This is a genomic window from Hyphomonas sp., from assembly GCF_040882205.1.
GTDB lineage: Bacteria > Pseudomonadota > Alphaproteobacteria > Caulobacterales > Hyphomonadaceae > Hyphomonas.
Map to the genome: position 1 here is coordinate 1 of NZ_JBBEBT010000301.1, position 13,795 is coordinate 13,795.

Annotated in this window: 17 protein-coding genes; 11 read left to right on the forward strand and 6 right to left on the reverse strand. The window is 62.4% G+C overall.

What is annotated here, in order from left to right; all coding sequences use genetic code 11:
• The 6 genes from WEA77_RS12885 to WEA77_RS12910 form a co-directional block, all read left to right on the forward strand.
• A partial coding sequence (locus WEA77_RS12885) for an amidohydrolase family protein (protein WP_368068285.1) occupies positions 1-1,489 on the forward strand: 1,489 nt, incomplete at its 5' end.
• Positions 1,486-2,445, forward strand: a complete 960-nt coding sequence (locus WEA77_RS12890) for an alpha/beta fold hydrolase (protein ID WP_368068286.1) — start codon at positions 1,486-1,488, stop codon at positions 2,443-2,445. The genes WEA77_RS12885 and WEA77_RS12890, both read left to right, overlap by 4 nt.
• A gap of 13 nt (positions 2,446-2,458) precedes the next feature.
• Positions 2,459-3,985 (forward strand): FAD-binding protein, encoded by a 1,527-nt coding sequence (locus WEA77_RS12895; protein ID WP_368068287.1) that lies wholly within the window; start codon positions 2,459-2,461, stop codon positions 3,983-3,985.
• Positions 3,982-4,674, forward strand: a complete 693-nt coding sequence (locus tag WEA77_RS12900) for a TetR/AcrR family transcriptional regulator (RefSeq protein ID WP_368068288.1) — start codon at positions 3,982-3,984, stop codon at positions 4,672-4,674. The genes WEA77_RS12895 and WEA77_RS12900 overlap by 4 nt, the downstream gene beginning before the upstream one ends.
• Positions 4,675-4,853: 179 nt before the next feature.
• Positions 4,854-5,711: a diacylglycerol kinase family protein gene (locus tag WEA77_RS12905; RefSeq protein WP_368068289.1), complete on the forward strand. Its 858-nt coding sequence runs from the start codon at positions 4,854-4,856 to the stop codon at positions 5,709-5,711.
• Positions 5,708-6,481: a metallophosphoesterase gene (locus tag WEA77_RS12910; protein WP_368068290.1), complete on the forward strand. Its 774-nt coding sequence runs from the start codon at positions 5,708-5,710 to the stop codon at positions 6,479-6,481. Before WEA77_RS12905 ends, WEA77_RS12910 begins: the two co-directional genes overlap by 4 nt.
• 427 nt (positions 6,482-6,908) lie before the next feature.
• Here the strand turns inward: WEA77_RS12910 and WEA77_RS12915 are convergent, their stop codons facing one another.
• The gene (locus tag WEA77_RS12915) at positions 6,909-7,070 is read right to left on the reverse strand and encodes a TetR family transcriptional regulator (RefSeq protein ID WP_368068291.1); all 162 of its coding nucleotides are present in this window, start codon (positions 7,068-7,070) and stop codon (positions 6,909-6,911) included.
• Between the two features lie 170 nt (positions 7,071-7,240).
• On the opposite strand from WEA77_RS12915, the gene WEA77_RS12920 reads away from it, so the two are divergent.
• Positions 7,241-7,606: a cytochrome c gene (locus WEA77_RS12920; protein ID WP_368068292.1), complete on the forward strand. Its 366-nt coding sequence runs from the start codon at positions 7,241-7,243 to the stop codon at positions 7,604-7,606.
• 22 nt (positions 7,607-7,628) lie between these two features.
• Here WEA77_RS12920 and WEA77_RS12925 read toward each other — a convergent pair whose 3' ends face one another.
• On the reverse strand, positions 7,629-7,916 hold the full coding sequence (locus WEA77_RS12925) for a hypothetical protein (RefSeq protein ID WP_368068293.1): 288 nt from the start codon (positions 7,914-7,916) through the stop codon (positions 7,629-7,631).
• 209 nt (positions 7,917-8,125) lie between these two features.
• On the opposite strand from WEA77_RS12925, the gene WEA77_RS12930 reads away from it, so the two are divergent.
• Entirely contained in the window at positions 8,126-8,251 is a 126-nt protein-coding gene (locus tag WEA77_RS12930; RefSeq protein ID WP_368068300.1) for an entericidin A/B family lipoprotein, read from the forward strand.
• Positions 8,252-8,311: 60 nt separating this feature from the next.
• On the opposite strand, the gene WEA77_RS12935 is transcribed toward WEA77_RS12930, so the two are convergent.
• The 3 genes from WEA77_RS12935 to WEA77_RS12945 are packed head-to-tail and all read right to left on the reverse strand — an operon-like array spanning position 8,312 to position 10,814.
• On the reverse strand, positions 8,312-10,012 hold the full coding sequence (locus WEA77_RS12935; RefSeq protein WP_368068294.1) for a sensor histidine kinase: 1,701 nt from the start codon (positions 10,010-10,012) through the stop codon (positions 8,312-8,314).
• Complete coding sequence (locus WEA77_RS12940; protein WP_368068295.1) at positions 10,012-10,614, reverse strand: sigma-70 family RNA polymerase sigma factor; 603 nt, start codon at positions 10,612-10,614, stop codon at positions 10,012-10,014. Before WEA77_RS12940 ends, WEA77_RS12935 begins: the two co-directional genes overlap by 1 nt.
• The gene (locus WEA77_RS12945; protein ID WP_368068296.1) at positions 10,611-10,814 is read right to left on the reverse strand and encodes a NepR family anti-sigma factor; all 204 of its coding nucleotides are present in this window, start codon (positions 10,812-10,814) and stop codon (positions 10,611-10,613) included. Before WEA77_RS12945 ends, WEA77_RS12940 begins: the two co-directional genes overlap by 4 nt.
• A gap of 191 nt (positions 10,815-11,005) precedes the next feature.
• Here WEA77_RS12945 and WEA77_RS12950 point away from each other — a divergent pair, with 191 nt between their 5' ends.
• The 3 genes from WEA77_RS12950 to WEA77_RS12960 all read left to right on the forward strand — a co-directional run bounded on the left by WEA77_RS12950 (position 11,006) and on the right by WEA77_RS12960 (position 12,588).
• A complete protein-coding gene (locus WEA77_RS12950) occupies positions 11,006-11,797 on the forward strand; it encodes a response regulator (protein WP_368068297.1) in 792 nt (263 codons plus the stop codon).
• Positions 11,798-11,803: 6 nt separating this feature from the next.
• Positions 11,804-12,184 carry a YqjD family protein gene (locus WEA77_RS12955; protein ID WP_368068298.1) on the forward strand — a complete coding sequence of 127 codons (381 nt, stop codon included), beginning with the start codon at positions 11,804-11,806 and terminating at the stop codon, positions 12,182-12,184.
• 230 nt (positions 12,185-12,414) lie between these two features.
• Positions 12,415-12,588 carry a DUF1328 domain-containing protein gene (locus tag WEA77_RS12960; RefSeq protein WP_368068301.1) on the forward strand — a complete coding sequence of 58 codons (174 nt, stop codon included), beginning with the start codon at positions 12,415-12,417 and terminating at the stop codon, positions 12,586-12,588.
• 306 nt (positions 12,589-12,894) lie between these two features.
• Here WEA77_RS12960 and WEA77_RS12965 read toward each other — a convergent pair.
• Positions 12,895-13,795: PAS domain-containing protein (locus WEA77_RS12965; protein ID WP_368068299.1), on the reverse strand; the 901-nt coding region annotated here is incomplete at its 5' end.

The window sequence follows — 13,795 nt, forward strand, 5'->3', positions numbered from 1 at the left end:
TGGCTATGCAAAGCCCGCCCTCTCCCATGGCGTCACCACCATCGTGCCCGGCAACTGCTCGCTCTCCCTCGCGCCGCTGAAGGCCGAGTTCCGCATGAAGCTGGTAGGCATGTTCAACCAGATCGAAGAGATGCCCTACAAGGCGTTTAAGGAAGGCGTTGTCTGGGACTGGGAAACCTTCTCCGAATACATCACGCGCATCCGCAAGGGCCTCGCCATCAACGTCGCCCCGCTCGTCGGTCACTCGGTTATCCGCCTCTGGGTGATGGGCGACGCGGCCATGGAGCGCACCGCCACGCCGGAAGAGATCACAGCGATGCAGGGCGTCCTGCGCGAATGTCTCGATGCCGGCGCCATCGGCCTCTCCACGAGCTATGTGGACATGGACGAAAAACTCCAGCCCGTGCCGAGCCGCTACGCCGATCCCGGTGAAGTCGAAGCCCTCGCCAGCGTCCTCGGTGAGTATGGCCGCATTCTCCAGATCGTGCCGGAATTCTACGACGCCGACCTCACCATCGCCCGCCTCGACCAGCTGGCAGAGATCTCGCTGAAATACGCAATCGCGACCACCTTCTCGCCGCTCTTCGTCAACGCGGACAATGCCGACGCCATCGACCGCATCATGCGCCGCGTCGACGAGCAGTTTGCGCGCGGTTCCCGCGTCTGGCCGCAGGTGCAAACCCGGCCCATCGACATCAGCTTCTGCTTCGCAGTGCCGAGCCTGCTCTTCATCCGCCTGCCCGGCTGGTACCGTATCATGCGCTTCGGCACGCCCGAGCAGATCGTGGCCGCCTTCAGGGATGGGGCAACGCGCGCGAAACTCGTCGCCGAAGCCGCCGTCTACGCTGCCCTCTGGCCAAACCTGCGCCTGCGCCACGTTCAGACAGAAGCCAACCAGAAGTATGTCGGCATGACCGTCGGCGAAATTGCAGCCGCCCGGGCCACCACACCCATCGATGTGATGATCGACCTCTCCATCGAGGAAAATCTCGACGCCCACTTCCTCGCCGCTGACATGGGTCACAATTCTGACGAGCGCGTCGCCGCCCTTCTGAAACACCCCCGCGTCCATATCGGCGCCAGCGATGGCGGCGCCCATATCCTCTCTTTCTCTACCTATGGCGACACCGGCTATCTGTTCGCCCACTTCGTCCGTGACCTGAACGCCATGACCATCGAGTCCGCCGTCAAGAAAATCACGTCCGACACGGCTTCCATCTGGGGCATCCCGGAGCGCGGCCTGCTGCAGAAAGGCTATGTCGCCGACATCGTCATCTTTGATCCGCAGACGATCAATCGCGGCGAGGAGGAATACGTGCAGGACGTTCCCGGCGATGGCAGCCGCTATGTGCGCGATGCCCTCGGCGTCGATACCGTTATCGTCGGCGGCGGCGTCGCCTGGACGGCGGGCGCTGGCTATAATGGCGATACGCGCGGTGCCATCCTGCCCGGCGAGAAGCAGGACACCCGCCCGATGGCGGCTGCATGAGCTGGCCGGGCGTCACACAGCGCCGGGTTGCCACCAACGGAATTTCCCTGAACATCGCCGAGGCGGGCAAAGGCCCCCTCGTGCTGTTGCTCCACGGGTTTCCGGAGTCCTGGTATTCCTGGCGTCACCAGTTCGCGCCCCTGGCGGCGGCGGGCTACCATGTCGTCGCGCCTGACATGCGCGGCTATGGCAAGAGCGACATTCCCGCAGAGATAGCGGCCTATTGCCAGTCCGAAGTCGTCAAGGACATCATCGAACTGATCCCCGCGCTCGGCTATGACAAAGCCGTCCTCATCGGCCATGACTGGGGCGCGCCCACCGCCTGGGCTTGCGCGCTGAACCATCCGGATGTCGTGCGCGCCGTTGGCGGACTATCGGTCCCCTTCATGCCGCGCTCGCCTGTCCAGCCGATGCCGATGCTGCGCGAAATGTTCAGGGGCCAGTTCTTTTACCAGCTCTATTTCCAGGAACCCGGCATCGCTGAGGCCGAATTCGAAGGCGACATCCGTCTTTGCCTGAAAAAATTCCTGGTGCTCGGCGGCGGGGAAACGAACCTCGCCTCACTTCCGGGCAAGAGCGAGCATGACGATATGTTCACCAACATGCCGGAGCCAAAGGCCCTCCCGAAATGGCTGACGCAGGCAAACCTAGATTTCTTCGCCGGCGAGTTCGCCCGATCCGGCATGCGGGGGCCGATAAACTATTACCGCAACCACGATCTCTACTGGGAACTCACGAAGGACGCCCCGACCGAGATCCTCCAGCCTGCAATGTATGTCGCCGGAACAAATGACGGTGTCGTGATGATGGCCGCGGCCGGCATCGAGATGATGCCCCACTTCGTCAAGGACCTGCGCATCAACCGCATGATCCCCGGCATCGGCCACTGGACCCAGCAGGAAGCACCGGAAGCGGTCAACGACGCCATCCTGGAATTTCTCAAGCAGATCGATTGAACGGCCACGCTCCATGTCCACAAATGAAACAGTCATCGTCATCGGCGCCGGAATTGGCGGCCTCTGCACGGCCCTGATGCTTGCCCCCAGCGGGCGCCCCGTAACCCTGCTCGAGCGGGACGGCCCGGTCGAAAGCCATGACCCTGACCAGCTCTTCCGCGACTGGCGCCGCACCGGCGTCGGTCAGGTCCGCCAGAGCCACGCCTTCCTTGCGCGCCTGCGCACTATCATGAAGGCGGAGCATCCCCAGCTGCTGGAGCAGCTGAAGGCCCTCGGTGTCCGTGAACTGACATTTGACAATATGCTCACTCCGCCCCAGCAGGCACGCTACACTGCCCTGCCGCAGGACGAGGAACTCACCTTCATCACAAGTCGCCGTACGACGTTGGAATATGCCATGCGCCGATATGCCGAAACGCTCGGTAACGTCACCCTGCGCTCTGGCTTCCTCGTCAGGCGCCTCGTCACCTCGAAAGCCGCTGACGGCGTCATCGATGTCACCGGCGTCACTGGCGAGCAGGACGGCGCCGGCGTCACGCTCACCGCCGATGTCATCGTCGACACAACCGGCAAGAACGGGTTCACCTATGACCAGCTCGTCGAGGAAGGCGCAAATGTCCGCGAGGAAAAGGAGGATGCCGGCATCCTCTATTTCACCAGGCATTACCGCCTGAGACCTGGCCAGCCCGAGCCCGACCGCAACGAACACCCGCCCGCCAGCGGCGACCTCGGCTACCTTAAATACGGCGTCTTCCCGGGCGACAATGGTAATTTCTCCATCACCGTCGCTCTCCCGGAAGTCGAACTCGAACTGCGCAAGTCTATCCTCAACCCCGAAATCTTCCACCAGATCACGCTGAACCTGCCCGGTCTTAATCCGTGGACGAACGATACGCGCTCCGAGCCAGCCAGCAAGGTCTTCGGCATGGGAAATCTCGTCAGCCGCTGGCGCGAACTCGTTGTCGACGGAAAGCCCGCCACGCGCGGCTACTTCGCCCTGGGCGACACGCTGATCCGAACCAACCCGCTCTATGGCCGCGGCTGCTCCTTCGCTGCCGTTGGCGCTCAGCTTCTGCGCAAGACGCTCGACGAAACCACCGACCCCGCCCAGCGCGCCCACCTGCTCCACCAGCGGCTCGAAGCGGAACTGCGCCCCTTCTACCTCACCCAGCGCCGGCAGGACCGGTCCGCCATCAAGCGCGCCCGCGAAACGCTCACGCCCGGCTTCAAGCCAAAGTTCAAGGCGAAGCTGTTACAGAGCTTCGTCGATGACGGCATCCGCATCGCCGTGCGGTCCGATGTCCGCCTTCTGCGCGAAGCCATGCGCGGCTTCCATATGCTCGAACACCCCGACAAATGGCTCGGCAAGCCGAACAATCTCGCCACCGTCCTCTACTACTGGGCACGCGGCAAGCGCCTCAATGCGGCCGCCTATCCGCCGAGCGCCGGGCCGGAACGTCAGGAAATGATGCATTCCCTCAATCTCGACTACCAGGCCGACCTCATCCACACCCCTGAAGAAACGCGCCTTGCCGCATGACCGATCCCGCGACGCTCTCCGATGTCGGCCGGCGCGAACAGGCGAAGGCCGACCGCCGCCTGAAAATCGTGCGCGCCGCCCGTGATCTCATTCGCGAGACAGGCGACACGAACCTCTCCATGCGGATGATCGCCCAACGCGCCGAAGTCAGCATCGCCACGCCGTACAATCTCTTCGGATCTAAGCGCGCCGTCGTCATGGCCGTGCTCGAGGACGAACGTGACTTCCTCCACCGCTTCAATTCACTCAAAGTGGATAACGCCATCGACCGCCTTTTCGAGGCCCACGCCCTTGGCACCGGCTATTTCATCCAGGACCCGGATTTCTACCGCCCCCTCTGGAAGGCCCTGCTCGACACCAACGGCGAGGACAATACCGGCCTCGCCACGCCCGAGCGCCAGGAACAGACCCGCGCCGCATGGCGCTGGCTGCTCAGCTGCGCACAGGAGGAAGGCCTCCTGCACACCGGCGTGCCGGTCGAAATGCTTGAGCGCACGCTGTCCCATCTCGGCAACGGCATCATGCTCAGCTGGGCCATGGGCACACTCCCCACGCGCGAGCTCCTTCCTTCGGCCTCACTCGGATATGCCCTGATCCTGTCCGCCTCGGCCACGCCCGCCGGCAAGCCGCTGCTCGAACGCCAGATCAGCAAGCACCGCGAAGCCCTTGCCCGCAGCGATGGCGTGTAGAGATTCCCGGATAAGTTCCCCGGTTTCCGAAAATTAATATCTGTACACAGATGTAACCTTTTCCGCGCTCGTGAGTTCAGACCGATGCGGGGGGGAAGATTTGAACAAACATCCTCGCCGGCCTGATTGACACGCATGCCCCGCGCCTCGTGCGCAGCGGCACACGCACCGGAGCGCGCATGAAGAAGATCGTTGCCCTCGTAAACCTCAAGTCCGGTTGTGTCCCCAGGGATGGCGGCGAGGCCCTGCAGAATGCCCTCTCCGAGCTTGGCTATGATGGCGATGTGGTCCCGTTCGGCGAAGGCGACCTGAAAGACACGATCCGCCGCGCCGTTGACAAGGGCGCCGACTGTCTCATCGCCTGGGGCGGCGACGGCAGCGCCAACTGCGCCATGAGCATCTCCGGACCGGACGGCCCGCCCGTCCTTGCCCTGCCCGGCGGCACGATGAACATGCTCCACCAGCGCCTCCATCACGGCCGCACCGATTGGCAGGACATTCTCACTTCGGCGCTCACCGATCCGGAGATCGTACCCTGGGCCGCCGGCGAGACCGAAGGCCACCGCTTCTATGTCGCCGTAATGGCTGGCCGCGTCACCGCGCTCAGCGAAAGCCGCGAACTTGTCCGCAAGGGCGCCTTCCTCGCAGCCATCGGCGCCGCCGCGAAGAACCAGGTGTTCGACATGGAAACCCGTCTCGACTTCCGCTCCCGCGTCGGCGCGCGCAGCGTCAAAACCCTCGCCGCCGCGGGCGCAGTCGTCCTCGCGGGCGAACGCCGCCCCCGCTTTGACGTCGCCGGGTTCGATCCCGGTTCACAGCTGCAACTCGTCAGCGTCGCCGTCCAGTCGCTCCTCAAGGGCTGGCGCGACGCCGCAGACGTCACCGTCGAAGTCGCCACTACCGTCACCCTTGAAGACGTCCACGGCGAACCCATCCCCGCCACCATCGACGGGGAACCCATCGAGCTGCCGGCCATCTGCGAGTTCCGTCTTGTGCCAAATTCAGCCCGGGTCCACCGCGCCAAGCCGGTCTCATGAAGCTTATCCACGTCGCAGACATTCATATTGGCGCAACCAGTGAAGCCTTGCTGGAAGCGGCCACAGACTCTATCCGCCAGCAGCAGGGCGCCGCCCTCGTCGTCAGCGGCGATCTCACCCAGCGCGGCTCACGCGAGGAGTTTCGCGGTGCGCGGGACTGGGTGGATGCGCAAGGCCTGCCAGCCATCGTCGTGCCCGGAAACCATGACACGCCCCTCCTCGACGCCGGCCATCGCCTGCTGAAGCCGTTTGCGCGGTATACGGAGCATTTCGGGGACCTCACGCGGCCTTTGCGCGCCGGCCGTGCCCGGCTGCTGCCGCTGAATACAGCGCGCGGCTGGCAATCGCGCACCAACTGGGCCGAGGGCTCTGTCAATCTCACCCATCTTGAAGACCTGCTCACACATGAGACAAAGCCGGACGATGTAGCGATCATGGTCTGCCACCATCCGTTCACCCACCTGAAGGACGCTGGCCTGCGTACCCGCACGCGCCGCGGCGAAGTCGCAAGCGCCCGCCTTGCCGGCAGCCCCTTCCAGCTGCTGATGACCGGCCATGTCCACACACCCCATGCCGAACGGGTCCATTCCGGTAAGCACAGCTACCTCGCCGTCTCCGCCGGTACACTCTCACATCGCCTGCGCCTCGCACCGCCCAGCTACAATGTCCTCGAGATCGCCGCCGAGGGCGTCACCATTTCTCCCTTCAGCTATGCAGACGGCGCCTTCGCGCCCCTCCCAACAGAAAAATTCTCGCTCACGGGCGCCTGAACCGCCGCTTTCCTGCATAACTCCGGCGCTATGCACGGGGGGGGGAGCGCAGCCGCTGAAATATCGGCCCGCGATTGCGGCTGGGTCCGGACCCGTGCGATCGTGCGGGCATGACGAGGCTGCGCTCATCGCCGCTGCGCCCGGCCCGCTGAGCACACACTGGCTCTGCATCCAGGATCCGTGACCCCAGTAAGCTTATACAAATCCTGCGGTGCCTGCTTCTCATCATGCGCCCGCTGAGCCCCGTGCATAAGCCGGCGCCTTGCATCTTCCTCTCAACCGCCAACCCGCACGCAGTGCGGCCACGCTGCGATCCCGCGTGCTTCCCGGTCACGCTCCGGAAATTCCCCTGGCACAGGGCCCCGCCTCCAAGCCGTGCCTTGCTCCGAGGCCGCAACATCGCCGCGCTCCAGCGCCGCCGTAAACGCTACCATCTGACCTGCACGTGCAGGGCGCCGTAGGTTAGCCCGGCGTCGCGCATGATGTCGGCGATACCGACGCGCTCAAAGCCCCGCTCACGAAACAGACGGACGCCAGACCTTAGGACGGTGAGGCAGTTCTGCTCTGCCTGTTCCCGAGTGACGCGCACAGAAGGCTCCGATGCTGACCTCTAATTTATATGATGATCGTCATATAAGATCAGTTGAATGTCAATCAACATTTAATCAACCGGCAAGCACGGCGGACCACGCATTTGTCCTGATTGACAGGGCCTGGCGCAGACTGAAGGCTCAGCCTTTCGTTTTTGGAGTTCCCGCGATGTTCAACAAAGAGAAAGTCGGCCTGATCGCAATCGTCTTGATGTCGGGCGCAATGACGGGATGCACCAGCGCGCCGGCCACAGAGGAGGGCGCGGCGCTGTCGGCGTCTCCGCAGCTGCCGGGGCAGACGCTCGCGACGAACCTCTGTTCAGGCTGTCACGCCACTGGGCGCACAGGCCAGAGCCCGCATCCGGACGCCCTGCCCTTCCGCAGGATTTCGATCCGTTATCCGGTACGCGATCTCGAGGAAGCGCTCGGCGAGGGCATCCTTGTCGGACATCCCGACATGCCGCCCTTTGTGTTCGAGCCAGAGGATATCGACGCCCTGCTGACTTACATCGAGGCCATCCAGGATCCGGCGTGAAACGCGCCGGCCCGGCGCTTGCTCAGGTCGGCGGAACTGTTGGCGGCGTTTCCGCCTCGTCTGGCGCGGCGGGCGGGGTCACCGGATCTGCCGGGAGCGCGTCATTTTCTTCACGGAAGTTGCCCAGACCACCGCCCATATCGTCAACATAAGGCGCCGGGGTCTCGACCGCGGGCGGGGTTTCTTCCTCAACCGGTTCGACTGAGCGTTCTGGCCGGGGAGCGGGCACTTGCGGGGCTGATGCGCGCTCGTCGCAGGCGGTGAGCGAAACACTGCCGAGCAGAGCCGCAACAATAATGAAGGTTTTCATTTGCCTTCTACTGAGTTGGAGTGGCTTTTGAACTTCCAACGCCGCGTGGGGAAAAGGGTCCCGGACTGGCGGCCTGGGACAGTGCACAATTATCTTGGGCGGATGGAACCCGGCGAAGGGTCAGGCGTTTTTGTCTCACCTGGAGTTCTCAGTCTTTCTGCAGCTCACTGAAGGAGTGACAATTGAAGGGTAAGATCGCATTTCGTGCAATGTTCCTGGCAGCCATGCTGCTGGCCGCATGTAATACGGTCGAAGGGGTCGGTGAAGACGTCCAGGCGGGCGGCGAAGCCATCGAAGACACCGCAAAGGATGTCAAAGAAGACATCAGCGACTGATCTGTCATCAACGCTGAAATGGGCGCGTCCTAAACGAGGGCGCGCCTTTTTCTTTGGGCATCAGGCGGGCCAGGTTTCGTCCGGCAGCGGCACAGGGAAAACCAACTCAATGATGACATTTCCGGGATCCTCATTCAGCTTTTCTACCCTGCCATCAAGCTGACGGGCAAACGCCGCGAGGAAGAAGTTTGCCTCCTGCTCCTGTTCGGTTTCTTCACCCGGGGTTTTGTCCCATCCGCAGCAGAGGCGCAGCCGCACATTACCCTCTTCACGCTTCAGAAGAAGCCGGAGATCGTGCGCGATCAGCCCATTGGCGGAAGGCGGGCAGAGAATGTCGAAGGCTTCCTGTATGAACATAGCCAGCGGCACGGCGAGATCTGATGGCAGCGGACCCTCATCAACCTCGCGCCGGATGTGCCGGCTTTCCTCGCCCCAGCCCTGCTGTTCGTGGATCTGATTGCAGATGGCGTCAACCAGGTCGTCCGTATCAACGAATTCAAGATGCGCCTCGTTCAGCAGAGCGTGATGGACAGCGGCCATCATCGCGACGCGCTGCGCCGCGAGCCGCAAGGCGTGCTGGGTCTCGGGACGTTGCTCACCGCGCCCCTGCAGTTTCAGCATGCTGAGCATGACCTGAAGGTTGTTCTTCACCCTGTGATGCGTCTCGCGGAACGCACCCTTCATGCGGTTGAGTGCCTGGACATGGTTGGCCTCATGGAGGGCAACACTCTGGGTGAGAGCGTCGAAGGCGCGGGCAAGTTGCTGAAGCTCGTACGCAGCGCCCGCCAGATCAGATGAAAGCGGCGTGACTTCATCATTCCGGCGCATGTCCGAAATGCGAAGACGCAGGCGTTCAAGCCAGCGCAGGACCAGAATGTCGATGATCCAGGTCGAGGCGAGGAGCGCAGCCAGATAGGCCAGCAGCGGAATCATCAGCACGATCAACGTATCGAAACGTTTCGCCTGCTGAGAAGAGGACGGCGTCAACATCAACACGCCCTCGGCCGCGACCGGCGTGATCACGACGTCGAGACGGCGACCTTGAGGGAGCACCACTTCACGGACGCTGCGTTCGAGGATGGCTTCGTTGCTGAGCCACTCTACCGGCAGGCTGCTGATCAGGTCCGAACCGACGACGGCGCCGTTGGCCGTGACCACCGCCTGCTTGAGGCCGGTGGTGGATTTGACGTCCGGAAAGCGCTCGGAAAGTTGCTGAAGGCCAACGGTTAAGGCGATAGACCCGGTATAGTTTCCGCCGGCGTCTGCCGTTCGCCGGACGAGCCAGATGACGGGCTCGCCGAGCGCCATGCCGGGAAAGGCGGAGGATTCAATCTGGTCCATTCCCTTGCGCAGCCGCTCGTTCCATTCCGGATCCGGGATGGACTGGCCGATCAGGCTTTCACCAATGTAGGCGCAGATGACCTGTCCGTCTGCGTTGAATCGCAGGACATTCCGGATTGGCAGCTCCATGGTCCTCATGTTCTCGCCGATCTGGGTGCAGGAGGGCTGGCGCTCATCGACACTGACCATGCGCAAGGCGAGACGTGAGGCCTGGATTGCGGCGTTGACGGATGACATGCCCTCACGGGAAACTTCTACGAGCTCCTGGTATCGCTGCTGGCGAATCGCATCCTGCTCGGCGAGGGCACGCAGGCCGCCGAGAATAAGGAGCGGGCTTAACGCAAGCGCCATCGCGATGATCACCTGCCTGCGCAGACTCATCTTCCGGATTGGCTGAACCCTTGCGGATTCGTCGGCCATCAGCTTTCCCGACTCAAAGCGGTGAACTGATCCATGATATTCCTGAAAGCCCCTTCACCGGAAACGATTACCGGCGCGCCCGCTACACGCGTAAGCGCCATATCGCCGTCGAGCATTGCAGCCAGCGCCTTCCGGGCGCGGCTGACACGGCTCTTGATAGTGCCAACGGCGCAGCCGACAATTTGTGCAGCTTCTTCATAGGCCATGCCGCCGGCGCCGACGAGGATGATCGCCTCACGCTGGTCGTCCGGCAGGTGATCGAGCGCGTTGCGCAATTCGACCAGCTCTACCCCCTTGGCAGGATTGTCTGCTGAGACAAGCGTACGTTCGGCAATTTCGGGGGAAAGTTCAGTTGAACGCCAGGACCGGCGCTTTTCAGAATAGAAAACATTGCGCAGGATCGTGAATGACCAGGCGCGGAAACTTGTATTGGCGGCGTAGCTATCCCGGGCCTTCCAGGCGCGCAGCATCGTGTCCTGCACGAGGTCATCGGCTGCAGTCGCGTCGTTGCAAAGGCTTCGCGCGAAGGCGCGCAGGTGCGGGACGGATTCAAGCAGAGCCTTCTTGAACTCCGCGGTCGAAAGGGCGGACCCAGCCATCATGTCTCGCCGCCAGCCGCCCGGTTGGCGTCGTGTTCCCTGGCTTCAGCCTCGTCCAGCAGTTGCAGGAATTCGTCAGGCACCGATTCAGCCACCACACCTTCATACATCTGGCGCAACTTATCCCCGATCGCGCGGTTCCCGAGGCGGCGGTTTCGGGGCGAGTCCTCGGGCTTCTTGTTATGTTTACCGGTTTCGCTCATCGTAATTCCTCTAACCCCGTCAAGCATGCTCAGTTCTGAAAATCCGCCAGATATGACCATAGTCATGCCACAAACGCGCTGTGGGCACGATGGTTCCGGAGAAAACAGCCAAACCCGAAGAAAATTTTTTGCGGAATGCAACCATCTGCCCCGTTGGACGTTTATTCGCAGATGTCCGCAGGAGGTTCCCCATGTCGATGATTGCGCAGTTCAAGCCGCATCTCCCTTTTCTGAGACCCTACGCGCGGGCCCTTACCGGTACGCAGCAGAGCGGCGATGCCTATATACTGGCCAGCCTTGAAGCCCTGAAGGAAGACCCAGGTCAGATCAAGACGGCGTCGTCGGCGCGGGTCACGCTGTACAAGTTTTTCCACGCAATCTGGTCAACGACCGGCGCCCATCTCGAAGGCGGCATGAAATCCGGCGTATCGGCACCTGAATCGCGCCTGCGCAAACTTGCTCCTGTTGAGCGCCAGGCCTTCCTTCTGACCACCCTCGAGGGCTTCACGCGCGCGCAAGCCTGCGAGATCCTGGACAGGACCATTGTCGAGCTGGAAGCGCTGCTGGACGCCGCACACCGCGAGATCGAGAAGCAGCTTGCGACGTCGGTGCTGATCATCGAGGACGAACCGATCATCGCTGCCGACCTTGCGCATCTGGTTGAGGATATGGGACACAAGTTTGCCGGCGGCGCAACGACGCGCAGGCAAGCGGTCGAGATGGCCCGCCGCGTGAAGCCCGGGCTGATCCTCTGTGATGTTCAGCTGGCGGATAACTCTTCGGGCATTGATGCCATTCAGGACATCCTGACAGAAATCGACGTTCCGGTGATCTTCATCACCGCATTTCCGGAACGCTTGCTCACGGGTGAGCGGCCAGAACCGACGTATCTGATCACCAAGCCATTCCAGGACGACACAGTGAAGGCTGCCATCAGCCAGGCCTTGTTCTTCCGGACAGAGGCGGCCATCGAGGAGACCTGAGGCGGCTTGAGGAACCTTTTTCCGGCGCATCCGTTCATTGAACGATACCAACGCAAGGAGATTCCCATGGCTACGGCACAATCTGGAACGCGCTCTGGCGGACCCGGAAACGGAAAAGATCAGAAGGCGGTCGCCGCTCGCGCGGTAAAGCAGGATCTTCAAGAAGCGCAGGAGGCGGCCCGCAACTTCGTTTCTGCAGTCAAATCCTCTGCCTCGAACTTCGGCGAACACGTCCAGCAACGTGTGACTGAACGGGCTGCCATTACGGTGCAGAAGGTTCGCGGTGCGAAGGCGAAGGCGGAAGACAAGGTGCGTGCGCGTCCCCTTGCCGCGATTGGCCTGGCAGCCGGTGTTGGCATACTGGTCGGCCTGCTGACGCGCCGATAGCAACAAGAGAGGTTCCTCAGGCGCGAAAGCGCCTTCGGGAATGGCGGCTGGCGAGCTCCTTGAGGGCTCGCCAGTTTTCCTGCTTCACCGGAATACTCCGATGACGGACCATTCCGTAAACTGCATCAGGCGAACCGAATGTGTGAAGGGAGCCGGAACCTTACGTGGCCCGTGTCGCTTGTAATTTCATCGACAGCCTGAATGATCAGGCGTGAAAAATGGAGGCTACTATGCTCGGTTGGGCGCTCACATTCTTCGTGCTGGCAATCGTTGCCGCACTTCTCGGTTTCGGCGGCATCGCTGGCACAGCTGCAGGTATCGCGCAGTTCCTGTTCTTCGTCTTACTGGTCCTGCTGGTCCTGACCGTCGTCATGCGGGCGATCCGCGGACGAGGCATTACCTGACGCAGGTATCTCTGCATTGCAGTTCGGAGGGGCGCAGTTCACTGCGCCCCTTTTTCGCAGTGAACTATTTGCGCGCGACTGGAACGCATGAAGATACGCGGCGTTGATAGTTCAGATCCGGACATATCCGGTAACCGACAGAAGGCGGTGACCTGCGCCGTTTCCCCATCCTTTCCCGGCGGCCCCTTCCCTCCTGAAGCCGTTGAGGACAAGACGCTGGTCATGCTTGCCCCCCTGAATGACCAGGCGTCGGCCGCCACCCGGTAGAACCGGGTGGCGGTTTCTTTCTGTGCTGTGTTCAAAGCGTCAGCTGGCTGCGTCCTGCGGCGCGGCATGCGGCAGCGAGAAGCGCACCGTCAGGTGACCTTTCGTCATTTCGCGGTCGATCTCGCCCCCGCCCGACATCACGATCCGCTTCATTACGGTCAGGCCGGTATTGGTGGAGGAACTCCATTCCGTTTCCTCCGTGTCCGCAGGCTCCAACGCTTCGCGCCAGGTCATGTGCAGCCAGCCATTGTCGAGAATGCCCTTGCACTGGACAGCTGCACCGGCGCGCATCGCGCCGTACTTCAGGGAGTTGGTGGTCAGCTCGCCGATCACGACAGCGATGACCCGCATCCCGGTTTCATCAACCCGGGTGTCCGGCAGGCCGCATACATCAAAGGTTTCGTCGCCGACGCCGGCCGCGCTGACGAGATCAGAGACCAGTTCCCGGAGCGGAAAATCGTTGGCGGCATCCACCAGTTTCGACTGGGCGATCGCCAGAGAGGAGAAGCGGTTGACCAGCTGCTCGGCGAGCTGCTGATTGTCAGGCGCAGTGCGCGCGCTGATCTTCGTGATGGCGCTGGCCACGGCGAAGGCGTTCTTCAGCCGGTGGCGCATTTCGAGGGCGATGGTCTCGTACATCTTCCGGTTGGCGACCGCGTCGGTCACGTCCGTCGACACGGCGAGAACGCGCACAACCTCGCCCGAGGCATCCGTAACGGGGGAGGCACGCACATCCCACCATTTGGGCGCGCCCCGGACAGTCGGGCAAAAACCCCGAAAATCGAACATCTTGCCGGCAGCGGCCGCTTCCGTAGCCTCGCGCACCGCAGGTTCGGCATCTGCGGGCCAGAGGTCCCACCAGGGACGGCCAAGCACGTCTTCTGCGCCGGATATCTGCAGGACGGCCAGCCCCGCGCGGTTGATGTAGAGCAGGCGGCCG